This is a genomic window from Nocardioides soli, from assembly GCF_014191495.1.
In the GTDB taxonomy this organism is placed as follows: Bacteria; Actinomycetota; Actinomycetes; order Propionibacteriales; family Nocardioidaceae; genus Nocardioides; species Nocardioides soli.
On the sequence record NZ_JACHWR010000001.1, the window covers coordinates 1900915 to 1924606 of the forward strand.

Sequence of the window (23692 nt, forward strand, 5' to 3'; positions counted from 1 at the left end):
AGGCCATCATGCTCCTGCGGCGGCGAGCACCGCCCGCCGCGTGATCACGGTGGCGAGGTGCCGGCGGTAGTCGGCGTCGCCGTTCAGGTCGCTCGGCGGGTGGGTGCCCTCGGCGGCGTGGGCGGCCGCCGCGCGTACGGCGGCCTCGGTCGCGGGCTGCCCGGCCAGGGCGGCCTCGACCGCGGCCGCCCGGAGCGGCGTCGACCCCATGTTGGTGAGCCCGATCCGCGCCTCCGCAATCGTGCCACCCTCGACGCGCACCGTCGCGGCGACCGCCACGATCGGCCACTGGTGTGCGACGCGCACGAACTTCTCGTAGTGCGCGCCCCACCCGGTGTGCTTGGGCACCCGGACCTCGGTGAGGATCTCGTCGTCGCCGATCGCGGTCTCGAAGAGGTCGACGAAGAAGTCGTCGGCCGACACCGTCCGGGTGCCGCCCGGGCCCTGGATCACGAACGACGCGCCGAGCGCCCGCACCGGGGCCCCCAGGTCGCCGGCCGGGTCGGCGTGCGCGAGCGCGCCGCCGAACGTGCCGCGGTGCCGCACCTGGGCATCGGCCAGGTGCTCGACCGCCCTGGTGATCAGCGTCGCGTGCTCGGCCACCAGCGGGTCCGAGCCGACCACCGAGTGCGGCGTCATCGCGCCGATGACGATCGAGTCGCCGTCGTCGCGTACGCCGCGCAGCGACTCGATCCGGCCGAGGTCGATGATCCACTCGGGCGCGTTGAGTCGCATCCGCAGCACCGGCAGCAGGCTCTGCCCACCGGCGATGATCTTGGCGTCGTCGCCATGCTCGGCGAGCGCGGCCAGGGCGTCCTCGACCGAGGCCGGGGCGACGTAGTCGAACTGGGCGGGGATCATGCGCCCGCTCCTTCCGTGGAGTCCTGACCCGGTTCTGACGGGTCGAAGTGCGGCATCGCCGCACCCTCGGTCGAGCCTCCAGCACCGCCGCCCTGGATCGCCCTCCAGACTCGCTCGGGGGTGCAGGGCATCTGGATGTCGTGCACGCCGTACTGGCGCAGGGCGTCCACCACCGCGTTGACGACGGCCGGCGTGGAGGCGATCGTGCCCGCCTCGCCGACGCCCTTGACGCCCAGCGAGTGCGTGGTCGCCGGCGACGTGGTGTGGTCGATGTCGAAGCTGATCGTGTCGGCCGCCGTCGGCAGCAGGTAGTCGACGAACGAGCCCGACACGAGCGTGCCGCTGTCGTCGTACACCGCCTCCTCCCACAGCGCCTGCGCGATGCCCTGCACCAGACCGCCGTGCACCTGGCCGCTCACGATCAGCGGGTTGATGATGTTGCCGACGTCGTCGACGCAGACGTACTTGCGCATCTTCAGCGCCCCCGTCTCGGTGTCGACCTCGATCGCGCACAGGTGGGTGCCGTGCGGGAAGGAGAAGTTCACCGGGTCGTACGTCGCATCGGAGTCCAGCGAGGGCTCCACGCCGTCGGGCAGGTTGTGGGCGGCGAAGACCGCGGTCGCGATCTCCCCGATCGCCATGCCCTGGTCGGTGCCGCGCACCGAGAACCGCCCGCCGGCGAAGTCGATGTCCTCGACCGAGGCCTCGAGCAGGTGCGCCGCGATCGGCTTCGCCTTCTCGACGACCTTGTCGGCGGCCCGCACCAGCGCCTCGCCCCCGACCGCGAGCGAGCGCGACCCGTAGGTGTCGAGCCCCTTGTGGGCCACCGCCGTGTCGCCGTGCAGCACCTCGACGTCCTCGAACGCCACGCCGAGCCGGTCGGCGACGATCTGGCTGAACGCCGTCTCGTGGCCCTGCCCGTGCGCGGACGCCCCGGTCGTCACCTCGACCTTGCCGGTCGCGAGCATCCGCACGCTGGCGTACTCCCAGCCGCCGGCACCGTAGTCGAGCTGGCCCAGCACCCGCGACGGCGCGAGGCCGCACATCTCGGTGAACGTCGACACCCCGATGCCGAGCTGCACCGGGTCGCCGCTCGCGCGCCGGGCCATCTGCTCGGCCCGCAGCTCGTCGTACCCGAACATCTGGCGCGCCTTCGCGGTCGCGGCCTCGTAGTTACCGGAGTCGTACTCGAGCCCGGCCACCGTGGTGAAGGGGAACTCCTCGTGCTTGATCCAGTTCTTCTCGCGGACCTCGAGCGGATCGACCCCGACCTCGGCGGCGAGCTCGTCCATCAGCCGCTCGATGGCGTACGTCGCCTCCGGTCGGCCCGCGCCCCGGTAGGCGTCGGTCCAGGTCTTGTTGGTCAGCACCGTCTGGCAGGCGAAGTGGTAGGCCGGGAACTTGTAGATCGCGTTGAACATGAACGCCCCGAGCACCGGCACGCCGCCGCCGACGATCGCGACGTACGCACCGAGGTCGGCGAGCAGCTCGACCTTGAGGCCGGTGACGGTGCCGTCCTTCTCTGCCGCGAGGGTCAGCTTCTGCCACTGGTCGCGACCGTGGTGGCCGCTCATCAGCGACTCCGACCGGGTCTCGGTGTACTTCACCGGCTTGCCGACCCGGCGGCCGACCGCCCAGGCGATCCACTCCTCCGGCGTGACCTGCAGCTTGCCGCCGAACCCGCCGCCGACGTCGGGCGCGATCACCCGGATCTTCGACTCCGGCACGCCGGTGGTCGCGGCCAGCGCGAAGCGCAGGATGTGCGGGATCTGGGTGGCGGAGTACATCACGAGCTGCTCGCCGGTCGGGTCGACCACCACCGAGCGCGGCTCCATGAACGCCGGGATCAGGCGCTGCTGGCGGTACTCCCGCTCGATCACGATGCCGTCGGCGCGGGCCTTGCCGATCGCGTCCTCGACGTTGCCGCCGGTGCCGGCCTCACCGGAGTCGAAGACCCAGAGCGCGGACTTGTTGGTGCCGAGGTCGGGGTGGGCCAGGACACTGTCGGCGGCGGCCTCCTTGAGGTCGAGCGCGGCCGGCAGCTCGTCGTACTCCACCTCGACGAGCTCGGCGGCATCGCGCGCCTCGGCGGCGCTGCGAGCCACCACGACCGCGACGATCTCGCCGGCGAAGGACACCCGGTCGCTCGGCATCGGCGAGTGCACGGGCGTGACCTGGTCGGGCGTGATCGGCCAGGCGTTGATGCAGACGCCGAGCTCGTCGCCGAAGTCGGCGCCGGTGAGCACGGCGATCACGTTGGGGGCCTGCTGGGCCTCGCTGGTGTCGATGCTGGCGATGTTCGCGTGGGCGAACGGGCTGCGCACCATCGCGAGGTGCAGCATGCCGGGCAGCACGATGTTGTCGGTCCAGCGGGTGCGGCCGGTGATGAGGCGCTGGTCCTCCTTGCGGCGGCGGTCGCGGCCGATCTCGTGGTCGACGGCGGTGGCGGTCACGACGTCGCCCCCGCAGTGCTCGAGCCCTGGGCGGCGGCGTGCTGCACCGCGCGCACGATGTTGTGGTAGCCCGTGCAGCGGCACAGGTTGCCCTCGAGGCCGAGCCGGATCTCCTCCTCGGAGGGGCTCGGGTTGTTGTTGAGCAGGTCGACGCTCTGCATGATCATCCCCGGCGTGCAGAAGCCGCACTGCAGGCCGTGGCACTCGCGGAAGGCCTCCTGCACCGGGTGCAGGGTGCCGTTCTGCGCCAGCCCCTCGATGGTGGTGACCGTGGCCCCGTCGGCCTGGACGGCGAGCACGTTGCAGGACTTCACGCTCTGCCCGTCGAGATGGACGGTGCAGGCCCCGCAGTTGCTGGTGTCGCAGCCGATGACCGTGCCGGTCTTGCCGAGCCGCTCGCGGAGGTACTGGACGAGCAGCATGCGTGGTTCGACGTCGTCGGCCACCGTGGCACCGTCGACGGTCAGGCTGATCCGGGTCATGGACACTCCTCGGGGACGTCACCTGCTGTGGTGCAGGTCACGCTAGGAGCGGGTCGGTTGGTCCTTGGTTGGTGGTTGAGGTGTGAGGGCCGCCAGGCCCGAGCCTCGAAACCACCCCTACGCGGAGACGGCGACCCTCGACAGCACCAGCCGGGCGACCTCGGCGGCCTGGGCACGGATCTCGGGGATCGCGGTCGACTCCCAGAGCGTGCCCTTGCGGGGCGGGCCCACGACGTACAGGCCGTCGACCACGACGCCGTCGGCACCCACGACCGCGCCCGCGACCGTGGAGTCCAGGCCGAGGCGCAGCGGGTCGGGCGCGACCAGGCCGCGGGCCTGCAGGGCCCGCAGCAGGGGGTCGTCGCTGCGGCTGACGTCGGCGAGCGGCCCCGTGCAGTTCACGACCGCGTCGGCCACGTCGAGGTCGACGGCCCCGAGGCCGCCCGAGACGAGGGTGAGCCGCCCGTCGCGGCGGTAGCCCCGGATCCGGTCCGCGACCTCGGGCGCCATCCGGTGCCGGCGGATCTCCCAGTCCCGGGCGTGGACGGCGAGGAACCTGCGACGCTCCTCGGCACCGAGCCGCCGCCAGATCGACTGGGTCTGCGGGCGCAGGCCGTCGATGACGTTGCGCCAGTCGACGCCGTGGGCGCGGGCCGCCTCGACCTGACCGCGCACGAACGCCGCGATCGCGTCGGCGGTCAGCGGGCCCTCGGGAACGTCGCTGATCCACGCGGTCGACTGCTGCTCGATGTGCGCCTCCGGCAGCAGGCCGTGGCGGCTGACCGCGACGACGCGACGGCGCGGCTCGTCCTCGAGCAGGGTGATGACGGTGTCGATGGCGGTGAGACCGGTCCCGACGATCACGACGTTCGCGTCGCCGGGCAGGGCGCGGATCGCGGCGAGGTCCCACGGGTCCGCGATCAGGCCCGGCCGGTCGGCGAGTCCGGCGAGCGGCTGCGGCCTCTGGTTGCCGTAGGCCAGGACGACGGCGTCCGAGGCGGCCACCCGGTCGCGGGTGCGCAGCTCGAAGCCGGCGCCGGTGCGCACGATGTCGTCGACGCGGCCGGCGCTGATGGTGAGCCGGTGGTCGGCCGCCGCGGCGAGCGTGTCCTGGAGGTACGCGGCGTACTCCATCCGGGGCAGGAAGCCCTGCGGGTCGGGATCGCGACCGGCGCGGCGCGCCCAGTCCAGCAGGTCGGAGGGCACGTCGGCGAAGGCGCTCATGTGCCGCGCGCGCACGTTGAGCAGGTGGCGCGGATCGGAGGTGCCGTAGGCGATCCCGCGGCCGAGCACCCCGCTGGCCTCGTGGATCGTGACGGACAGCGACGAGTCGTCGGAGCCGGCGAGCAGCTGGAGCGCGGTGAGCACGCCGCTGGCGCCGCCGCCGACGATCGCGACCCGGCTCCGGCGGTCGGCCGAGCCGGCGGGGTCGGGCTGGGCACGGTCCACGACTGTCATGGGGTAAGTCTAGAGAACAACTCTAATTTGGCGGCATCGTCGAGCTCCGGCTGAACGGAGGCCGGCCCGGAGGAGTTTCGCCGCACGACCAACCCCGCCCCGCGGCCAACCCGGCTCATCGAACCGCGGCGGCGAGCCGGCCCTTGAGCAGCGGGATCGCGGGGTGGCCGTCCGGCAGCCGGGCCAGGCAGACCTCGACGACCTCGGTGTCGTAGGGCGCACGCTCGCCGTAGCGCAGGACGGCGTCCGGGTCGGGGTCGGCGAGCAGCGCCTCGCGGACCGCGACCGCGACCAGCTCGGCCAGCTCGGCCAGGGCCGGGGAGTTGGTGCCGGGCAGCAGGTCGCCGCCGTACGCCTCGACGGCCGCGGTGACCCGGCCGCGCCGGAGCAGGGTGAGCACCAGGTCGACGTCGGTCGAGACCGGCATGGTCAGCCGGTAGGGGCGCGAGGCGAGCTGACCGCCCAGGGAGGCGCGTAGATGGGACACCTCGGCCTTGAGCGTGGAGGTCGTCACCGCCTGGTCGCCGTAGACCAGCGCGTGCAGGTGCTCCAGCGACAACCCCTCGGGGTGCATGGCGAGCAGCGCGAGGACCTCGGTCTGCCGGCGGTTGAGCAGCAGCCGCTGGCCGTCGAGCCAGCTCTCGGCGGTGCCGAGCAGCCGCATCACCAGGCCCGGCTCGTCGGCGTCGCCGAGCCGCACGGAGTACTGGTGGGTCAGCGGCATCGCCGCCTCGATCAGGCGGGCCATCACCCGGGCGGTGGCCAGGCCGATCGGGTGCGTGCGGTCCCAGGTGGTCGAGAGGTCGATCACGCCGAGCTGGGTGCCGGTGGCGGGGTCGTGCACCGGCGCGGCCCAGCAGACCCAGTTGTGCACCATGGAGGCGTAGTGCTCGGCGCTGAACACCATCGCCGGCGCCGACAGCCGGTTGGCCAGGTCGAGCGCGTTGGTGCCGGCCGACTCGTCGTCCCAGCGCCCGCCGGGCACGAAGTTCACGGTCTCCGCCTTGCGGCGCATCACCCGGCCGCCGTACGTCCACAGGATCCGGGTCTGCGGGTCGGTCACCGCGATCACGAGGTCGCCGTCCTCAGCGGTACGCCGCAGCTCGGCCTGCACCCGCTCGACGGCGGTCTGGAGCGCCGACCCCTGCCAGTACGCCGCGGTCTCGGACTCGTCGGCCAGCGGCGCCTCGGCGACGTCCGGCCGCACCACCGCGCCCGACCGGGTCCAGCTGCTCAGGATCTCGGGCCGCACCAGCGACGCGGCACCGTCGCCGTGCTCGACGAACGACGTCCAGGCACGGACGGCGTCCAGCCGCCGGGCCTGCAGATCGGTGCGTGCCATCGGACCCTCCGCTGCGCCCTGGTGACGGCCAACGTAGCACCGGGTCGGTGACCCAGGTCACACGGCGAGTGGGGCGGCAGAGGACGCCGTTTCACCGGCTGCCCGGGGAAACGGCGAGACACGCCGGGGCCGGGCGAGGTGGTCAGGGAAAGCGGGGGCGACGCGCCGGGATGTGGCGGCGTGTCGCCTTCGGGTCCCCTGACCGTCCGAACGGCGACGCCCTCCGAGCACACCCTCACCCACTCAGATGGAGCCTCAGGAACCGCGTGGTCCGCGCCATCGAGTCCGCGAAGCGTGCGTAGAACGTGTGGTCCTCGCCGGGGTAGGTGACCAGCCGGCTGGCGACGCCCGCCTCCCGCAGCAGCGCATGGGTGGTGCGCGACCAGCGCGGCGGGCAGGTGGCGTCGGCCTCGCCGTGGTGGATCAGCACGGGCTCGGTGATGCGGTCGAAGTAGGTCCGCGAGGAGAGCCCGCGGTAGAAGTCCGGGGAGCGCTCCGGCGTGCCGTACGCCGCGTGGAGCGCCCGCACCGCCTCGGGCCGGTTGGCGGCCGTGAAGTGGCGCAGGTTGTCGAGGAACCGCGAGCTCACGCTGGCGTAGATGACGGCGGCGTCGACGAGCCCGGGCGCGGCGACCAGCGCGTTGAGGGTGACCCCGCCGCCCATCGACCGGCCGACCATCGCGGTCCGATCGGCGTCGACGTACCGCAGCCGCTCGAGGGCGAGCACGGCGTTGACGCTGTCGCGGGCGTAGGCCAGCCGCAGCTCGCGCTCCCGGTCGGTCGCCGGGTCGCCCGCGGCGTGGCCGCGGTAGTCGGTGTGCAGCACCACGAACCCGGCCCGCGCCAGCCAGTCCTGCTCGCGGGCCATCCCCTGCCCGGTCACGTAGATCGACGGCTCGATGTAGCCGTGGTTGAGGACGACGGCCGGGAACGGGCCGCGGCCGTGCGGCCGGAGGAGTACGCCGGAGACCAGCGTCCCGTTGCTGCGGTAGGCGACCTGCTGGCGCGTGTAGGCGTCGGTGCGGAGCTCGGTGCGCAGCACCCGGAGGCCGCGGCCGTCGAAGTCCGCGCGCATCAGGTTGGCCAGCGACGGGGTGTCGGTGGCCGGCGGCAGGGTCGGGTGCTGCTCGGCGGGGGTGGGGGGCTGGGTGGGGCCCGAAGGGTCAGGTCCCGGGCGAGCCGGCGACGTCGTGGCGGGCGGACCCGGCGCGGGCGCCGGGTCCTCGCCCGAGCACCCGATCGCGGCGGCCGGCAGCAGCACCAGGGTCAGTGCCGCGGCCGCCCGCCTCATGGGCTCAGTGGGTCAGCCTGGTCGCCACGGTGAGCAGCACCGCGGCGTCCTCGATCGCCTCGAGGTCGTGGCGCTGCGGCGGGATCAGCACGTAGTCGCCCGGTCCGCCCTCCCAGGTCTCGTCCTGGCCGGCGTGCAGCCGGACCCGGCCGCGCAGCACGTGCAGCGTCGCCTCGCCCGGACTCTCGTGCTCGCCGAGCGACCGGCCGCCGGCGAGCGCGATCAGGGTCTGCCGCAGATGGTGCTCCCGGCCGCCGTGCACGGTGACGGCGCTGCGCCCGCTGCCGTGCTCGCGCGCGGCCGCCAGGTGCTCGTCGGCCAGCTGGTTCAGCGAGTGTCCGTCCATCACGCAAGCTCCTTGTGGATCCGTCCTTCGAGCGACCCTAGCGGCTCGCCGGTGCCGCCCCAGCGGCCCGCGATGATCTCGGCGGCGATGCTGATCGCGGTCTCCTCCGGGGTGCGTGCGCCGAGGTCGAGGCCGATCGGGCTCGACAGCCGCTCGAGCTCCTTCTCCTCGAGGCCGGCCTCGAGGAGCCGCGCCAGCCGGTCGTCGTGGGTACGCCGGGAGCCCATCGCACCGATGTAGGCCACCTCGGGCAGCCGCAGCGCCACCTCCAACAGGGGTACGTCGAACTTCGGGTCGTGCGTCAGCACCGTGATCACCGTCCGGCCGTCGATGCGGCCGGCCTCGACCTCCGCGGCGAGGTAGCGGTGCGGCCAGTCGACGACGACCTCGTCGGCGTCGGGGAACCGGCTGTTCGTGGCGAAGACGGGGCGGGCGTCGCACACGGTCACGTGGTAGCCCAGGAAGCTGCCGACCCTCGCGACCGCCGCGGCGAAGTCGATCGCCCCGAAGACCAGCATCCGCGGCTTCGGGGCGAACGCCCAGACGAACACCCGCATCCCCTCGCCCCGGCGCTCGCCGTCGGGACCGTAGGTCAGCGTCGCGTGGTGGCCGGCCGCAAGCAGGCCCAGCGCGTCGTCGTGGACGGCGTCGTCGGCCCGGCCCGAGCCGAGCGACCCCGCCCACGGCTGGTCGGGTCGGACCACGAGCCGCCGGCCCAGCCACGCCGGGTCCGGATGCTCGATCACCGTCGCGACCGCGACCGGGCGGCCGGCCTCGATGTCCGCGGCGATCTCCTCCAGCTCGGGGAAGGTCTCGCGGCTGACCTTCTCGACGTACACGTCGAGGATGCCGCCACAGGTCAGCCCGACCGCGAACGCGTCGTCGTCGGAGACGCCGTAGCGCTGCAGCACGGGCTCGCCGGAGTCGACCACCGACTCGGCGAGGTCGTAGACCGCACCCTCGACGCAGCCGCCGGAGACCGAGCCGACCGCGGTCCCGTCGGGACCGACCAGCATCGAGGCACCCGGCGGCCGCGGCGCCGACCGGAAGGTCGCGACGACGGTGCCGACACCGATCGTCTCTCCGGCCCGCCACCAGGACATCAGCTCGGGCAGCACGTCACGCACGCGAGATCACCTCCGACAGTTCGGCGAACGCCGCCAGCGAGTGGCCGGCGACGAAGTCGTCACAGTGGGGCAGCGCCGCCAGCACCCCCTGCTGGACCGGCTCGTAGCCGGCCTTGCCGCGGTGCGGGTTCACCCACACGACGCGGTGGGCGACCCGGCGCAGCCGCGCCATCTGCTCCCCGAGCAGGGTCGGGTCGCCCCGCTCCCATCCGTCGCTGAACACCACGACCACGGCGCCGCGGGCCATCCCGCGCTGGCCCCAGCGGTCGAGGAAGAAGCGCAGCGTCTCGCCCAACCGGGTGCCGCCGGACCAGTCCGGCACGGTCTCGCCCGCCGCGACCAGCGCGCGCTCGGGGTCGCGGATCCGCATCGCCCGGGTCAGGTGGGTCAGCCGGGTGCCGACCGTGAACGTCTCGACCACGCCGCGCCGCTCGAGCCCGACCTGGGTGAAGCGGTGCGCGAGCCGCAGCAGCGCGTCGGCGTACCCGCTCATCGACCCGGACACGTCGACCAGCAGCACCACCCGGCGCGGCCGGACGCCGCGGCGCCGCCACTCGATCTCGGCCGGCTCGCCCATCCGGCGCAGCGAGGCGCGCAGGGTGCGGGGCGCGTCGACCTGGCCGCGGTGCCAGCGCTGGTGTCGGGCGGTACGCCGCACCGGCGGGCGCGGGCGCAGGGTGGCGAACATGCCGGCGAGGCGGTGCTTCTCCGCCGCCGAGAGGGTCGCGACGTCGCGGTGGCGCAGCACCTCGGCGTCGCTGGCCCGGGCGCGCACGAGCTCCTCCTCGGCCGTCTCGCCGGCACCCGACCCGTCGGACTCGGGCAGCCCCGAGAAGCCGGGGACCCCCTCGGACTGCGCGGGCCGCGGGCGGGGCAGCCCGTCGCGGCCGAAGAACGCCGTGAACACCTGGTCGTAGCGCTCGAGGTCGTCAGGGCCGGCGCACAGCGTGGCCCGGCCGGCGAGGTACGTCCCGCGCTGGTCGTCGACGCCGAGCAGCGCGGCCGCCGCGAGGAAGCCGTGCGCCCGGTCGTGGGTCACCGGCACGCCGGCGGCCCGCAGCGCCCTGGTGAACGCCAGCAGGACCACGTCTCCGCCGACTACCGACGGCTCGTCGCCACCCCGGTCGGTGTTCATGCCCGCAGCATCTGGTCCAGCGCGTGTCGCACCCGGTCGGCGTCCTCGCGGTACTTCACCAGCGCGCCGAGCGTCGCCGACGCCGCGGCCAGGTCGATCTCGGCGGTCCCGAGGTAGGTCAGCGCCCGCGCCCAGTCGAGGGTCTCGGCGACACCGGGCGGCTTCTGGAGGTCGCCGCGGCCGCGGAGGTCCTGCACCACGGCCACGACCTGACGGGCCAGCTCGGCGGAGACCTCGGGGGCGCGGGAGCGGACGATCTCCACCTCGCGCTCCAGGCCGGGGTGGTCGATCCAGTGGTAGAGGCAGCGCCGCTTGAGCGCGTCGTGGAGCTCACGGGTGCGGTTGGAGGTGAGCACCACGATCGGCGGCGTCGCGGCCCGCACCGTGCCGAGCTCGGGGATGGAGACCTGGTAGGTCGACAGCACCTCGAGCAGGAACGCCTCGAACTCGTCGTCGGCGCGGTCGACCTCGTCGACCAGCAGCACCGCCGGGCTCTCCTGGAGCGCCCGCAGCACCGGCCGCGCGAGCAGGAAGCGCGCGTCGTACAGGCTCTTCTCCGTCTCCTCGACGCTGCCGACCCCGCCGTCGCCGGTGCCGGCCGCCTCGAGCGCGCGCAGGTGCAGGATCTGGCGCGGGAAGTCCCAGTCGTAGAGCGCCTGGGTCGCGTCGATGCCCTCGTAGCACTGGAGCCGCACCAGCGGCAGGTCCATGCTCTCGGCGATCGCCTCGGCGAGCGCGGTCTTGCCGGTGCCGGGCTCGCCCTCCAGCAGCAGCGGCCGCTGCATCTTCAGGGCGAGGAAGGTGACCGTGGCGAGCGCGTCGTCGCACAGGTAGCCGGTCGCGCCGAGGCGCTCGGCGATGTCTGCGGGGGTGGACGGCTCCATATCCCGAGACTAGTCCGCCCGGTGTTGGCGGCGGGTTGGCCCCGGCGATCGCCGGCCGATCGAGGGGCTCAGGGGGCGGCGTACGCCGAGACGACCGGGTAGTGGTCGGAGACGCGGAACCGCTCGTCGCGGTGCACGGCCACCGACCGGGCCTTGCGCTGCGACCAGATCACGTCGAGGTAGGCGCCGCCGCGCGAGCCCGAGCCCTGGCCGGGCTTCAGCTGGCCCTTGCGGGCCTCCCACGAGGCCACGAGACCCTTGCGACGCATCGTCGCGTAGGCGAGCGACCTGTTGCGCACCGCCTTGTCGCGCCCGTAGTTGACGTTGAAGTCGCCGACCAGCCAGACCGGGCCACCGGCCCAGCGCTTCTCCTTCCGCACCAGCTTGCCGAGGTTGCGCACCTGGTCGCGGTACATGCCGAACCGGCGCGGCACGCCCGGCAGCCGCTTGCCGGCGTTCACCGCACCGGAGAGCAGGTGCACGTTGAGGACGGAGACCGTCTCGCCGCTGGTCCGGCTGCGCAGCCGGACCACGGTCGCCAGCGTCGCCGGCTGCCGGACCAGGCCGGGACCGGTCTTGCTCTCGACCATCCGGCCGGCGGCGATCTTCGGGGACCGGCCGCGGAGCAGCATGAAGGCGTCCCGGTTCCAGATGACCGGCTCCTGGAGGAACCGCTTCGACACGTAGCTGCCGACCCCCGGCATCGTCTCGAGCGCATGCGCCTTGTCCTTGCCGGCGGCCTCCTGGAGGCCGCCGACGTCGACGAGCAGGCTGAAGTCGTAGACCGCCTGGCGCCACCGGTCCACCGGCAGCCCGGCGTTGATGTTGAACGTGCCGACCCGGACGACCGTGGCCCGCTCCGCCGCGGCGTGGTGCTGCGGCGGCTGGTGTGACTGGTGTGACCGGTGCGGTTGTGCGGCGGCCTGGCCGGTCGGCAGCCCCGTCAGCAGCAGGGCACCGGCCGTCGCCGTGGCGAGGATGGAGCGGACCGTTCCGAGTACGGGAGAGCGCATGAGGACGCTCCTACCCAGGACATCAGGTCTCAATCGTGTCGACGTCCCGGCCGCCCGCGAGGTCGCCGCACTCGACGAGCTCGACGGCACGGCTCGCCAGGTAGTCGCGGGCGCCGCGGTCGCCGCTGGTGCCGGAGGCGATCGCCGCCCAGTGGTCCCGGCCGAGCACGACCGGGTGCCCGGGCCGTCCGTCGTACGCCGCCCGGCGCAGCGTGCCCGCCCCGGGCGCGTCCTCGAGCAGCCGCCGGACCACGTCGGCGCCCACGTCGGGCAGGTCGACGAGCGTGACGACGGCGGCGACGGCGTCGGTCCCCTGCACCGAGGCCAGCCCGGCCCGCAGCGACGCCGACATGCCGTGTGCCCAGTCGGCGGCGATCACCGCCGCGGCGCCGGTGCCCTCGAGCAGCGGCAGCGCCTCCTCGGCGGCCGCACCCAGCACCACGTCGACCTGGTCGCAGCCACCCTCGCGCAGCACCCGGGCGCCGCGGATCAGCCACGGCTCGCCGTCGGCACCGCGCACCAGCGCCTTGGGTCGGCCCATCCGGCGCCCGGCACCGGCGGCGAGCAGGATCCCGTGGACGGTCACGGACGCATTCTGTCGTGCCCCGTCGCTCAGCCGAAGGCCTGCTGGTAGATCGCCGCCAGGTCGTCGTCGTACGCCGCGGACAGGCCGCACAGCGAGACCTGACCCTGGGTGGCGGAGACCAGGTAGCGGCCGCCCTCCTCGAAGTCGACCGCCGAGGCGACCCGCTGCAGCTGCTCGCTCGGCGCGGTGACCTGCACCTCGTCGGTCGGGTCGCCGACGTACCACCGGGTCGGCGCCAGCGTCACCTGGTCCCCGTCGATCGCGGTGACGGTGCCGTCGAACGCCGTGTCGGCGTGGGCGAGGGTCTCGGCGCTCGGGACGAGGCACTTGGCAGACCCTGCGCTCTCGGGCACCTCGAGCCGGGTGACGGAGGGGGCGGCCTGCTCGGTGCCGACCGGCGCCGGGTCGTCGCCGGTCAGCGCGCGCAGGCCGAGGAGGCCGGCCCCGGCGATGACCAGCACGGCGGCCGCCGCGACCGCCCAGGTGAGGGGGCCGCGCTGGCGGGTCCCGGTCTCACGGTTCTCGCTGGTCAGCTCGGTGCTCATGACGTCCTCCACGAGTCGGGCGACCCGGGCCGGGTCGTCGGGCGGGAGGGTGGCCGCCGGGTCGGCGGCGCGCAGCCGCGCCCGCAGCTCGTCGCGCGGATCGTGGGTGCCGGTCACGGCGTCCTCCCCTCTCTCGACTCCTCATGTCCGGACGACGCCCCGGTCTTTCGCAGCTGCGCACGCAGCCGCTCGCGGGCGCGGTGGAGGCGGATGCTCGCCGCGTTGGCCGAGACGCCGAGCACGGTGGCGATCTCGGCCGGGGTCAGCTGCTCCCAGGCCCACAGTCTCAGCAGCTCGGCGTCGGCGGCGCGCAGGCGAGCCAGTGCCGAGGTCAGCTCCGGGTCGCCGTCGGGCTCGGCATCGACCGGCCGTGGCGGGTCCAGCGCGGCGACCCGGGCCGCCATCCGTCGCTGGCGGCGCGCGGACCGCTCCGCGTTGCGCAGGCAGTTGGCCGCCACGCCGTACGCCCACGCCAGCGGTGCGTCCGGCAGCTCGGCGACCCGCCGCCAGCAGACCAGCAGCGTCTCGGCCAGGACGTCGTCGGCCGTGTCGGGATCGGTACGCCGCGCGAGAAAGCGCCGCAGCGGCTCGATGAGCCCGGGCGCGATCTCCTCGAAGCGCTCACGCCGGCTCTCGTCCACGCCACCACCCTCACACACGGGTGACAACGCGGCTCAGCGCACCAGCTCCTCCGGCCGGAGCTCGATCGGGAACGGCGCGTCGGTGCGGAACGACTCGTCGCCCTTGGCGGACGCGTCCGAGACGTACTCGTCGCCGTCGAGCCGCCACGCGGTGATCGACGGACGGTCGGGGTCGACCGCCCAGTACGACGCCACCCCGGCGCGCTCGAACGCCGCGCGCTTGAGGATGAGGTCGATCAGCCGGGTGCCCGGCGAGAGCACCTCGATCGCGAGCACCGGCAGGCCCACCATCTGCTCGCCCTCGAGTGCGTCGCGTGGGGCGACCAGCAGGTCGGGCTGGAGCACGGTGATCTCGGAGAGGGCGATGTCCAAGGGCGTGAGCATCACCTCCAGGTCGTCGGAGCAGGCCTCGCGCAGCCGCAGGTACAGATTGCCGACGGCACGCTGGTGGGGCACCGCGGGCACGGGCGTGACGATCAGGGACCCGTCGAGGAGCTCGTGGCCGTGCCCGTCATCGGGCATCGTGCCCAGGTCCGCGGCCGTCAGCGGACCGCTGGGCGGGAACCCGGACGCGGCGATCATGGGAGTCATCGTGCCCGCTGAAGGCATGGAGCTCAAGACCGAGGACGAATCCCCGGGGTAGCCCCCGCGTATCGGGCTGGCCACGAGACGGCCGAACGGCCCCGGTCCTCGTGGGACCGGGGCCGTTCGGGTGTTGCTTCGTGCTGTCGGGCAGCGACGGCGACTGGGTTTCGAGACGCGTCGCAGGTCTCGCGCTGGCGCGCGATCCCTGCCGACGCTCCTCAACCTGGCACCTGGCTTGACCCGGGCCAGCAAGCTGGCCCGGGTCAGGGGTGCTCAGAAGTCCATGCCGCCCATGCCGCCGGTCGGGTCGCCCATCGGGGCGGCCTTCTCCGGCTTGTCGGCCACGACGGCCTCGGTGGTGAGGAAGAGCGCCGCGATGGAGGCGGCGTTCTGCAGCGCGCTGCGGGTCACCTTGGCCGGGTCGATGATGCCCTCGCCGATCATGTCGACGTACTCGCCGGTGGCGGCGTTGAGACCGTGACCGGCCGCGAGGCCCTTCACCTTCTCCGCCACGACGCCGCCCTCGAGACCGGCGTTGACCGCGATCTGCTTGAGCGGAGCCTCGGTCGCCACGCGCACGATGTTGGCGCCGACGGCCTCGTCGCCCGACAGGTCGAGCTTGTCGAACGCCGTCGCCGACGCCTGCACCAGGGCGACGCCACCGCCGGCGACGATGCCCTCCTCGACGGCCGCCTTCGCGTTGCGAACGGCGTCCTCGATGCGGTGCTTGCGCTCCTTGAGCTCGACCTCGGTGGCCGCGCCGACCTTGATGACGGCCACGCCGCCGGCCAGCTTGGCGAGGCGCTCCTGGAGCTTCTCGCGGTCGTAGTCGGAGTCCGACTTCTCGATCTCGGCGCGGATCTGGTTGACGCGACCGGCGATCTGGTCGGCGTCGCCCGCACCCTCGACGATGGTGGTCTCGTCCTTGGTGATGACGACCTTGCGGGCCTGGCCGAGCAGCTCGATGCCGGTCGACTCCAGCTTCAGGCCGACCTCCTCGGAGATGACCTGGCCGCCGGTCAGGATCGCGATGTCCTGCAGCATGGCCTTGCGGCGGTCACCGAAGCCCGGGGCCTTGACGGCGACGGACTTGAAGGTGCCACGGATCTTGTTGACGACCAGCGTGGACAGCGCCTCGCCGTCGACGTCCTCGGCCAGGATCAGCAGCGGCTTGCCCGACTGCATGACCTTCTCCAGCAGCGGGAGCAGGTCCTTGACCGACGAGACCTTCTGGTTCGCGATCAGGATGTAGGGGTCCTCGAGGACCGTCTCCATGCGCTCCGGGTCGGTGACGAAGTACGCCGAGATGTAGCCCTTGTCGAAGCGCATACCCTCGGTGAGCTCGAGGTCGAGCCCGAAGGTGTTCGACTCCTCGACGGTGATGACGCCTTCCTTGCCGACCTTGTCCATCGCCTCGGCGATGATCTCGCCGACGGTGGTGTCAGCGGCGGAGATGCTCGCGGTCGACGCGATCTGCTCCTTGGTCTCGACGTCCTTGGCCATGCCGAGCAGCTGCTCGGACACGGCGGAGACGGCGGCCTCGATGCCGCGCTTGAGGCCCATCGGGTTGGCACCCGCGGCCACGTTGCGCAGACCCTCGCGGACCATCGCCTGCGCGAGGACCGTCGCCGTGGTGGTGCCGTCACCGGCCACGTCGTCGGTCTTCTTGGCGACCTCCTTGACCAGCTCGGCGCCGATCTTCTCGTAGGGGTCCTCGAGTTCGATCTCCTTGGCGATGCTCACACCGTCGTTGGTGATCGTGGGGGCGCCCCACTTCTTCTCGAGTACGACGTTGCGGCCCTTGGGACCGAGGGTGACCTTGACGGCGTCAGCGAGCGTGTTCATGCCACGCTCGAGGCCGCGCCGGGCCTCCTCGTCGAATGCAATCAGCTTCGGCATAACTCCTGCGATTCCTTCGCATCGGAAGTTCGTATCCGGAAGCGGCGGGTTGCCCGCGACGGACGGACCCCGCCCCCGACGAACCATTTCTCGCCGGGCGTGAGGACCTCAACGTCGCCGTTCCGGTTTGTCACTCTCAGGTCGAGAGTGCCAGCCTCATGTTTAGCACTCGCCCCTGCCGAGTGCAAGGCGATCGGCAGCCCGGGCGCGAGGCACGAGCGCCCGGGCTGGGACCGATCGGGTTGAGCAAGCGCACGCCCGAGCTTGCGAGGGCGTGACCGCGCGTCGAAACCAAGGGGCGGCCGCGGCGCGAGGCACGAGCGCCCGCGCCGCGCGCGCGAGGCACGAGCGCCCGCGCCGCGCGCCTCAGTCGGCCGCGGTACGCCGGCCCGCCCGCTCCGCGACCATGTCGGCGAACGGCACCGCGTTGCCGGGCAACACGTCGAGGTAGAGGCCCGGCTCGGTGAGCTCGACCTCGCTGACGACCAACCGGCCGCGGTGGCGCATCATGTCGACCCGGCCGTAGACGATCTCCTCGCCCAGCAGGCCGGCGACGGTCGCGACCGCCTCCGTCGCCAGCAGGGCGGCGTCCGGGGCGAGGGGCACGGCCCGCGACGTACCGCCGAACTCCTCGTGCACCCGGATGTCGGAGGTCCCGGGCAGCTTGTCGACCTGGCTCACGGCATGCCCGGCGATCACGAAGACCGACGTCTCACCGTCGTGGTGGATCGAGTCGACCAGCGGCTGCACGACCCAGGGGCCGTGCCCCGCCCCGTCCGGCTCCCAGGCCGCCGGCTCCCGCAGCAGCTCGAGCCCGCGGCCCCCGGCGCCGACCCGCGGCTTGACGACCGCGATCTGGTGCCGGGCCGCCAGTGCCCGGACCTCCTCGACCGTGTCGGCGGCCGCGGTCGGCACGACGGGCAGCCCGGCCTCCTGGAGGTCGAGCAGGTAGCGCTTGTCGGTGTTCCAGCGGAAGACCCGGGCGCCGTTGAGCAGCGCCGGACCCAGCCCGGAGGCCCAGCCGAGGAACTCGCCGGCCCGGGTGTCGTAGTCCCACGTCGAGCGCACCGCGATCACCGCGGCGTCGGACCACTCGACGGCCAGGTCGTCCCACACGACCCAGCGCGCGTCGAGCCCGCGCTCGCGCAGCGCGGCGTCGAGCGCCTCGTGCCCGTACTCCCCCTCGGGCAGGCCCGAGCAGGTGACGAGCAGGACGAGCGGCCGGTCGGTCATGACGGGGACACTAGATGACTTCGCGGGCCGCCCCCTCGGTCAGGCGCTGTCGCGGACCACCAGGCTCGTGGGGAGCATCCGGCCCGGCAGCGGGGGCCCCGGAGCGCGGGTGGCGTCGAGGACCATCGCGGCCATCTCGCGCCCCATCTCCTCCGGCGACTGGTGCACGGTCGTGAGCGGCGGGGTGGTCGACTGTGCGATCGGGGCGTCCTCGAAGCCGACGACCGCGACGTCCTTGGGCACCCGCAGGCCCGCCGCGGCCAGTGCCCGCAGCGCGCCGGCCGCCATCAGGTCGTTGGCGCAGAAGACCGCGTCGACCTCGCCCCCGGCGAGCAGCTCGCGCATCGCCCGCTCGCCGCTGGCCTGGCCGAAGTCGCCGCGCGCCACCAGGCGCCGGTCGACCGCGCGCCCGGCCGCGGCCAGCGCGGCGGCGTACCCCTCGTAGCGGAAGCGACCGGCCACCATGTCGGCGGGCCCGGCGATGGTGGCGATGTGACGGCGGCCGAGGCCGACCAGGTGCTCGACCGCGAGCCGGGCGCCCTGCAGGTTGTCGACGTCGACGAAGTCGGTGGCGACGTCGGCTCCCGACCGGCCGCCGACCACGACGGGTACGCCGTGCGCGCGAATCCGCTCGGGCAGCTCGTCGTCGTCGTGGAGCGAGAGCAGGAGGACGCCGTCGACGTGCTGGCGGGTGAGGTACTCGTCGAGCGCGCCGCGGCGCTGCGAGGCCTGGGCGAACAGCAGCACCAGCTGCCGGTCCGCCGCGGCGAGCGCAGAGCCGATGCCGCGGATGACGCCGGCGAAGAACGGCTCCCCGAAGACGCGCTCCTCCGACTCCGCGATGACCAGCGCGATCGCGTCGGTGCGCCGGGTGACGAGGGCGCGGGCGGCGGCGTTCGGCACGTAGCCGAGCTCGGCGATCGCCTGCTCCACGGCGAGGCGGGCCCGCTCGGAGACCTTCTCGCCGCCGTTGATCACCCGCGAGGCCGTACCGCGGCCGACTCCGGCACGCGCGGCCACCTCCTCCAGCGTGGGGCGGGTCCGCGGTGGTCGGGTCATGGCGCCAGTATGCCGAGGCCATCCCCGGCCGCCGGGTTCGGACGGACTGTCGATTCGGCCACCCGTCGCCCGTCATCGCAGTGCCAGACTCATCAACAGACGAGAGGATCTGCCATGACCACGTACGTCGTCCTGCTCCCGGGAGACGAGAGCACCTGGGCGGCCGCCACCGAGGAGGAGCGGGCCGCCATGTACGCCAAGCACGGCGAGTTCGCCCGGCTGCTCGCCGAGCGCGGACACACGGTGACCGGTGGCGCCGAGCTGACCCACTCCAGCACGGCCAAGGTGGTCCGGCGTACCGACTCCGGCGTCGCCGTGACTGACGGGCCGTACGCCGAGACCGTGGAGCAGCTGACCGGCTACTACGTCGTCGACAGCGACGACCTCGACGACCTGCTCGAGGTCTGCGGTGTCCTCGCGGACGGCGAGGGTGTCGTCGAGGTGCGCTCGACGGTCGTGCATGCGGAGGAGCCGGCGTGAGGTTCGTGCTGCTGATGGCCGAGGAGGGCCACTTCGACAAGTGGGACGCCGCCGACGAGGCGACGCGCCAGCGGGTGGTCGCCGACTTCGAGGCGTTCGACGCGGCGGTGGCCGGGCGCGGTTCGGTCGTGGGCGGCGAGGCGCTGTCGCGACCGGGCGCCGCACGCACCGTGCGGCCCGGGCCGGACCGCCCGGTGACCGACGGTCCGTTCGCCGAGACCGTCGAGCAGATCGGCGGCTTCTACGTCATCGACGTCGACTCGATCGACGTCGCGGTCGAGCTGGCCGCGCTGCTGCCGCGGGAGTACACCGTCGAGGTCCGGCCGGTCCCCGAGGTCGCGATCTGACCCCGATCGAGCGGCTGCTGCGCGACGAGTGGGGCCGGCTGCTGGCCCTGCTCGTCGCACAGTACCGACGCCTCGACCTCGCCGAGGACGGACTGGCCGACGCGTTCGAGGCGGCCGCCCGCACCTGGGAGGTCGTGCCCGACAACCCGCCGGCCTGGCTGCTGACCGCCGCGCGGCGGCGGATCGTGGACCGGCTGCGGGCCGAGGCGGTCGCGGCGCGCAAGCTGCCGCTGCTCGCCGTGGAGTCGTCGCTGCAGGAGGAGGCCCAGCGGGTGATGGCGGACGACGGCTCGCGCGTGGTCGACGAGCGGCTGCGGCTGGTGCTGCTGTGCGCCCACCCGTCGCTGCCGCCCGAGTCGGCCGCCGCGCTGACGCTGCGCCTGGTGCTGGGCGTGCCGACCGAGGACATCGCGCGGCTCTTCCTCGTGCCCCGGGCGACGATGGCGGCGCGGCTGACCCGGGCGCGCAAGCGGCTCGCCGGGGCGTCGTTCGAGGTGCCGGCCGACCTCGGCCCGCGGGTGGCGGTGGTCGCGGACGTCGCCTACCTGGCGTTCACCGCCGGCTACGCACCCGGATCCGGGCCCGACGTGCTGCGCGCCGAGGTGGCCGGCGAGGCGGTCCGGCTGGTGCGGGTGCTGCGGGCGGTCCTCCCGCCCGAGCTCGCGCGGGCCGAGCTGGACGCGCTGCTCGCGCTGATGCTGCTCCAGCACTCCCGCCGCGACGCCCGCGTCGCCGACGGCCGGCTTGTGCTGCTGCCCGACCAGGACCGGTCGCGGTGGCGGTCCGACGAGATCGCCGAGGCCCTCGACCTGCTGCAGCCGTGGGTGGACGCCCCGGGCTCGCCGTACCTGCTGCAGGCGCTGATCGCCGCCGAGCACGCCATCGCGGCGTCGTCGGACGCGACCGCGTGGGACCGGATCGTGCAGCGCTACGACGAGCTGCTCGCACTCGGCGACTCACCCGTCGTGCGGCTCAACCGCGCGGTCGCGGTCGCCGAGCTGGCCGGCCCGGCCGCCGGCCTCGTCGCCCTCGACGGACTCTCCCTGCCCGGCCACCGGCTCCCCGCCACCCGCGCCGAGCTGCTCGCCCGGGCCGGCCGGACGACCGAGGCGGCCACGGCGTACGACGAGGCGATCGGCCGGTGCGCGAACCTGGCCGAGCGGGCGCACCTGATCGAGCGGCGGCGTCGGCTGTAACGCCGGGTTACTGGCTCTTCCCACCATGCTGCAACCTGGTGGGAAGAGCGGATAACCCGGCGTTACATGCGCGATCAGCCGCCGGCCACCGCCGGGATCACCGAGATCTGGGTGCCGTCGGGCGTGGCCGTGGCGAGGTGGTCGAGGAACCGCACGTCGTCGTTGCCGACGTAGACGTTGACGAAGCGGCGCAGCTCGCCGGACTCGTCGAGGATCCGGCCCTTGATGCCGCTGAAGTTCGCGTCGAGGTCGTCGAGGACCTCGGCCAGGGTGGTGCCGGAGGCGCTGACCTCGGACTCCCCGCCGGTGTAGGTGCGCAGGATGGTCGGGATCCGGACGGAGACACTCATGTGATCAGACTTCCTCAGGAATGCGGTTCAGGCCAGGCCGGTGGCGGCGAAGGCGGCGTACGTCGGGGCGATGGTGGCGGCCGGAGCGACGGAGCCGGAGACCGCGTCGAGCGTCTTGAGGCCGTGGCCGGTGTTGATGACGACGGTCTCGAGCGCGGTGTCGAGCCGCCCGGTCTCGACCAGCTTCTTCAGCACCGCGACGGTGGTACCGCCCGCGGTCTCGGTGAAGATGCCCTCGGTGCGGGCGAGCAGCACGATGCCGTCGCGCACCTCGTCGTCGGTGACGTCCTCGACCGCACCGCCGGTCTCGCGGCAGATGTCGAGCACGTAGATGCCGTCGGCCGGGTTGCCGATGGCCAGGCTCTTGGCGATGGTGTCGGGCTTGACCGGGCGGATCGCGTCGACGCCGGCCTTGTAGGCGATCGAGACCGGCGAGCAGCCGGTGGCCTGGGCGCCGAAGACCTTGTACGGCTTGTCCTCGACCAGGCCGAGCTTGATCAGCTCCTGGAAGGCCTTGTGCACCTTGGTCAGCTGGGAGCCGCTCGCGACCGGGATCACGATCTGGTCGGGCAGCCGCCAGCCGAGCTGCTCGGCGATCTCGTAGCCGAGCGTCTTGGAGCCCTCGGCGTAGAAGGGGCGGACGTTGACGTTGACGAACGCCCAGCCGTCCTCCTCGCCGGCGATCTCGGAGGCCAGCTTGTTGACGTCGTCGTAGTTGCCGTCGACCGCGACCAGCGACTCGGTGAAGACGGCCGAGTTGACCTGCTTGGGCTGCTCGAGGTTGCTCGGGATGAAGACCACGGTCTTGATACCGGCGCGGGCACCCGCCGCGGCGACGGCGTTCGCGAGGTTGCCGGTGCTCGGGCAGGCGAAGACCTTGGCGCCGAGCTCGCGGGCCGCGCTCAGCGCGCAGGCGACCACCCGGTCCTTGAAGGAGTTGGTGGGGTTCGTGGAGTCGTCCTTGACCCACAGGTTCGCGATGCCGAGCTCGGCGGCGAGGTGGTCAGCCTTGAGCAGGCGGGTGAAGCCGGGCTCGGTGTTGGGGCTGGACTCGATGTCGGTGGGCACCGGCAGCAGCGCCTTGTAGCGCCAGATGTTGCGCGGGCCGGCCTCGATCTGCTCGCGGGTGACCGTGCCGAAGTCGTAGGCGATCTCGAGCGGGCCGAAGCACTCCGGACAGGCGTAGTGGGGGCCGAGCTCGACCTGGTGTCCGCACTCGCGACAGGACAGGGCCTGCGCGTTCCCGAACGCGCCCTCGCGCAGGGTTGGCCCCTCAGTGGTGCTGGTCTCGACGACGGTGGCGCTCATGATTCCTCCTTCTCATCTTCCCCGGCTGCGACGGTCGCGCCGGGCGGAATTGGCACCGTTTCCACGAACCGCGACCGGCTGGTCTTGCCGGGGGCGGAGGCTCGTGGCGGTTGCCGGGACGTCTTCGGGCCGTATCCCTCAGTCCCTCTGGATGAGCTGGTGAGAACACTACCTGCCGTGTCTCAACATGCGACCACCGGTCCCACATGCTGGGCATGAGGGACCGGTGGTCGTCGTGACGCGCTCGCTACGGAGCCGTGTAGGCCCAGCTGAAGTCGATCGACGTCATGCCGCTCGCCGTCGTTGCGGCCTGGACGATGAAGCCCTTGTCGCGGCCGGGCTGGAGCGGCGCGATCAACACCGTGGCGACGTTGTTGCTCGACGAGTAGTAGGCGCACAGCTTGCCGGCGGGCGCCGTGGGCACGTTGTAGGTGCCCGTGCAGGAGGGGTCGTCGTCGCTGGTCCGCACCGATCCGTCCGGCGCGAAGTTCTCCGAGGTGATCGCCACCGGCGCGCGTGCGGGGAGCGCGATGGCCTGGTGCAGGCTCTGCCCGGCGGCGGAGGAGTCGATGCTGTAGTAGACCGAGCCGGTCACGGTCCGCCCCGACACGAGCGTCTGGCTCGGGTCCCAGGTCTGACTGATCGCCGCCTTGACGGCGGGGCTGAGGTCGTCGAGGCCGATCGAGCCGTCCGCGACGTCCGCACTCCCCACCGCCCCGTCCGCGATCTCGGCGCTGCCCACGCCGCCGTCGGCGATGTCGGCGCTGCCCACGCCACCGTCCTTGAGCTCCGCGCTGCCGATGGCACCCTTCTTGATGTCGACGGCGGCGACGCCACCGTTGCGGATGTCGACCGACTTGACCGTGTTGTTCTTGATCTCCTTCGAGGTGATCAGCTTCGCGGCGTACGCCGTGCCGCCCAGCGACAGCGCGAGCGCCAGCAGCGCGACCACCATCGCCGGGCTGAGGAGCTCTCGTACGGCTCGGGTGAGGATTCCAGGCATCTACTCGTCCTTTCGTGACCTGACGCCCGATGGTCGCGAAGGCGTGGGGCGGCCCACCATCGCCCATC

Annotated in this window: 24 protein-coding genes and 1 riboswitch; of the genes, 3 read left to right on the forward strand and 21 right to left on the reverse strand. The window is 73.1% G+C overall.

Annotated elements, in window-relative coordinates; all coding sequences use genetic code 11:
• Positions 1–6 precede the first annotated feature (6 nt).
• From FHU40_RS09435 to FHU40_RS09520, 18 genes are all read right to left on the reverse strand, one after another.
• Entirely contained in the window at positions 7–861 is an 855-nt protein-coding gene (locus tag FHU40_RS09435) for an FAD binding domain-containing protein (RefSeq protein WP_183591936.1), read from the reverse strand.
• Positions 858–3314, reverse strand: a complete 2457-nt coding sequence (locus tag FHU40_RS09440) for a molybdopterin cofactor-binding domain-containing protein (protein ID WP_183591937.1) — start codon at positions 3312–3314, stop codon at positions 858–860. Before FHU40_RS09440 ends, FHU40_RS09435 begins: the two co-directional genes overlap by 4 nt.
• Positions 3311–3796, reverse strand: coding sequence for a (2Fe-2S)-binding protein (locus tag FHU40_RS09445; protein WP_221199540.1), 486 nt, complete (start codon positions 3794–3796; stop codon positions 3311–3313). The genes FHU40_RS09440 and FHU40_RS09445 overlap by 4 nt, the downstream gene beginning before the upstream one ends.
• A 117-nt stretch (positions 3797–3913) precedes the next feature.
• Positions 3914–5254, reverse strand: coding sequence for an FAD/NAD(P)-binding protein (locus FHU40_RS09450; RefSeq protein WP_183591939.1), 1341 nt, complete (start codon positions 5252–5254; stop codon positions 3914–3916).
• A 115-nt stretch (positions 5255–5369) separates the two neighbouring features.
• A complete protein-coding gene (locus tag FHU40_RS09455; RefSeq protein WP_183591940.1) occupies positions 5370–6596 on the reverse strand; it encodes a transcriptional regulator in 1227 nt (408 codons plus the stop codon).
• A gap of 235 nt (positions 6597–6831) precedes the next feature.
• Complete coding sequence (locus tag FHU40_RS09460; protein WP_183591941.1) at positions 6832–7887, reverse strand: alpha/beta hydrolase family protein; 1056 nt, start codon at positions 7885–7887, stop codon at positions 6832–6834.
• A gap of 4 nt (positions 7888–7891) precedes the next feature.
• Positions 7892–8233, reverse strand: a complete 342-nt coding sequence (locus tag FHU40_RS09465) for a cupin domain-containing protein (protein WP_183592270.1) — start codon at positions 8231–8233, stop codon at positions 7892–7894.
• Positions 8233–9360: an XdhC family protein gene (locus FHU40_RS09470; protein WP_183591942.1), complete on the reverse strand. Its 1128-nt coding sequence runs from the start codon at positions 9358–9360 to the stop codon at positions 8233–8235. The genes FHU40_RS09465 and FHU40_RS09470 overlap by 1 nt, the downstream gene beginning before the upstream one ends.
• Complete coding sequence (locus FHU40_RS09475; protein ID WP_183591943.1) at positions 9353–10495, reverse strand: vWA domain-containing protein; 1143 nt, start codon at positions 10493–10495, stop codon at positions 9353–9355. Before FHU40_RS09475 ends, FHU40_RS09470 begins: the two co-directional genes overlap by 8 nt.
• The gene (locus tag FHU40_RS09480) at positions 10492–11379 is read right to left on the reverse strand and encodes an AAA family ATPase (RefSeq protein ID WP_183591944.1); all 888 of its coding nucleotides are present in this window, start codon (positions 11377–11379) and stop codon (positions 10492–10494) included. The genes FHU40_RS09475 and FHU40_RS09480 overlap by 4 nt, the downstream gene beginning before the upstream one ends.
• 68 nt (positions 11380–11447) lie before the next feature.
• Complete coding sequence (locus FHU40_RS09485) at positions 11448–12392, reverse strand: endonuclease/exonuclease/phosphatase family protein (protein ID WP_183591945.1); 945 nt, start codon at positions 12390–12392, stop codon at positions 11448–11450.
• A gap of 22 nt (positions 12393–12414) precedes the next feature.
• Complete coding sequence (locus tag FHU40_RS09490; RefSeq protein WP_183591946.1) at positions 12415–12978, reverse strand: nucleotidyltransferase family protein; 564 nt, start codon at positions 12976–12978, stop codon at positions 12415–12417.
• A gap of 26 nt (positions 12979–13004) precedes the next feature.
• Positions 13005–13640 carry a hypothetical protein gene (locus FHU40_RS09495; protein ID WP_183591947.1) on the reverse strand — a complete coding sequence of 212 codons (636 nt, stop codon included), beginning with the start codon at positions 13638–13640 and terminating at the stop codon, positions 13005–13007.
• The gene (locus FHU40_RS09500) at positions 13637–14164 is read right to left on the reverse strand and encodes a sigma-70 family RNA polymerase sigma factor (protein WP_183591948.1); all 528 of its coding nucleotides are present in this window, start codon (positions 14162–14164) and stop codon (positions 13637–13639) included. Before FHU40_RS09500 ends, FHU40_RS09495 begins: the two co-directional genes overlap by 4 nt.
• A 33-nt stretch (positions 14165–14197) precedes the next feature.
• Positions 14198–14746 carry a Uma2 family endonuclease gene (locus FHU40_RS09505; RefSeq protein WP_246390000.1) on the reverse strand — a complete coding sequence of 183 codons (549 nt, stop codon included), beginning with the start codon at positions 14744–14746 and terminating at the stop codon, positions 14198–14200.
• A gap of 276 nt (positions 14747–15022) precedes the next feature.
• Positions 15023–16648 carry a chaperonin GroEL gene (gene groL, locus FHU40_RS09510; protein WP_183591950.1) on the reverse strand — a complete coding sequence of 542 codons (1626 nt, stop codon included), beginning with the start codon at positions 16646–16648 and terminating at the stop codon, positions 15023–15025.
• A 366-nt stretch (positions 16649–17014) separates the two neighbouring features.
• Entirely contained in the window at positions 17015–17881 is an 867-nt protein-coding gene (locus tag FHU40_RS09515; RefSeq protein ID WP_183591951.1) for an ATP-grasp domain-containing protein, read from the reverse strand.
• Positions 17882–17920: 39 nt separating this feature from the next.
• On the reverse strand, positions 17921–18940 hold the full coding sequence (locus FHU40_RS09520) for a LacI family DNA-binding transcriptional regulator (RefSeq protein WP_183591952.1): 1020 nt from the start codon (positions 18938–18940) through the stop codon (positions 17921–17923).
• A 114-nt stretch (positions 18941–19054) separates the two neighbouring features.
• Here FHU40_RS09520 and FHU40_RS09525 point away from each other — a divergent pair, with 114 nt between their 5' ends.
• The 3 genes from FHU40_RS09525 (at position 19055) to FHU40_RS09535 (ending at position 20963) form a co-directional block, all read left to right on the forward strand.
• Positions 19055–19420 carry a YciI family protein gene (locus FHU40_RS09525; protein WP_183591953.1) on the forward strand — a complete coding sequence of 122 codons (366 nt, stop codon included), beginning with the start codon at positions 19055–19057 and terminating at the stop codon, positions 19418–19420.
• Positions 19417–19767 (forward strand): YciI family protein, encoded by a 351-nt coding sequence (locus FHU40_RS09530; RefSeq protein WP_343057799.1) that lies wholly within the window; start codon positions 19417–19419, stop codon positions 19765–19767. The genes FHU40_RS09525 and FHU40_RS09530 overlap by 4 nt, the downstream gene beginning before the upstream one ends.
• A gap of 134 nt (positions 19768–19901) precedes the next feature.
• Positions 19902–20963 carry an RNA polymerase sigma factor gene (locus FHU40_RS09535; protein ID WP_343057800.1) on the forward strand — a complete coding sequence of 354 codons (1062 nt, stop codon included), beginning with the start codon at positions 19902–19904 and terminating at the stop codon, positions 20961–20963.
• 74 nt (positions 20964–21037) lie between these two features.
• Here FHU40_RS09535 and FHU40_RS09540 read toward each other — a convergent pair whose 3' ends face one another.
• From FHU40_RS09540 to FHU40_RS09550, 3 genes are all read right to left on the reverse strand, one after another.
• Positions 21038–21313 (reverse strand): MoaD/ThiS family protein, encoded by a 276-nt coding sequence (locus tag FHU40_RS09540; RefSeq protein WP_183591954.1) that lies wholly within the window; start codon positions 21311–21313, stop codon positions 21038–21040.
• Positions 21314–21340: 27 nt separating this feature from the next.
• Entirely contained in the window at positions 21341–22621 is a 1281-nt protein-coding gene (gene thrC, locus FHU40_RS09545) for a threonine synthase (protein ID WP_183591955.1), read from the reverse strand.
• Positions 22622–22630: 9 nt separating this feature from the next.
• Positions 22631–22779, reverse strand: a riboswitch (SAM riboswitch).
• A gap of 89 nt (positions 22780–22868) precedes the next feature.
• Positions 22869–23624: a hypothetical protein gene (locus FHU40_RS09550; protein ID WP_183591956.1), complete on the reverse strand. Its 756-nt coding sequence runs from the start codon at positions 23622–23624 to the stop codon at positions 22869–22871.
• Positions 23625–23692: the final 68 nt, after the last annotated feature.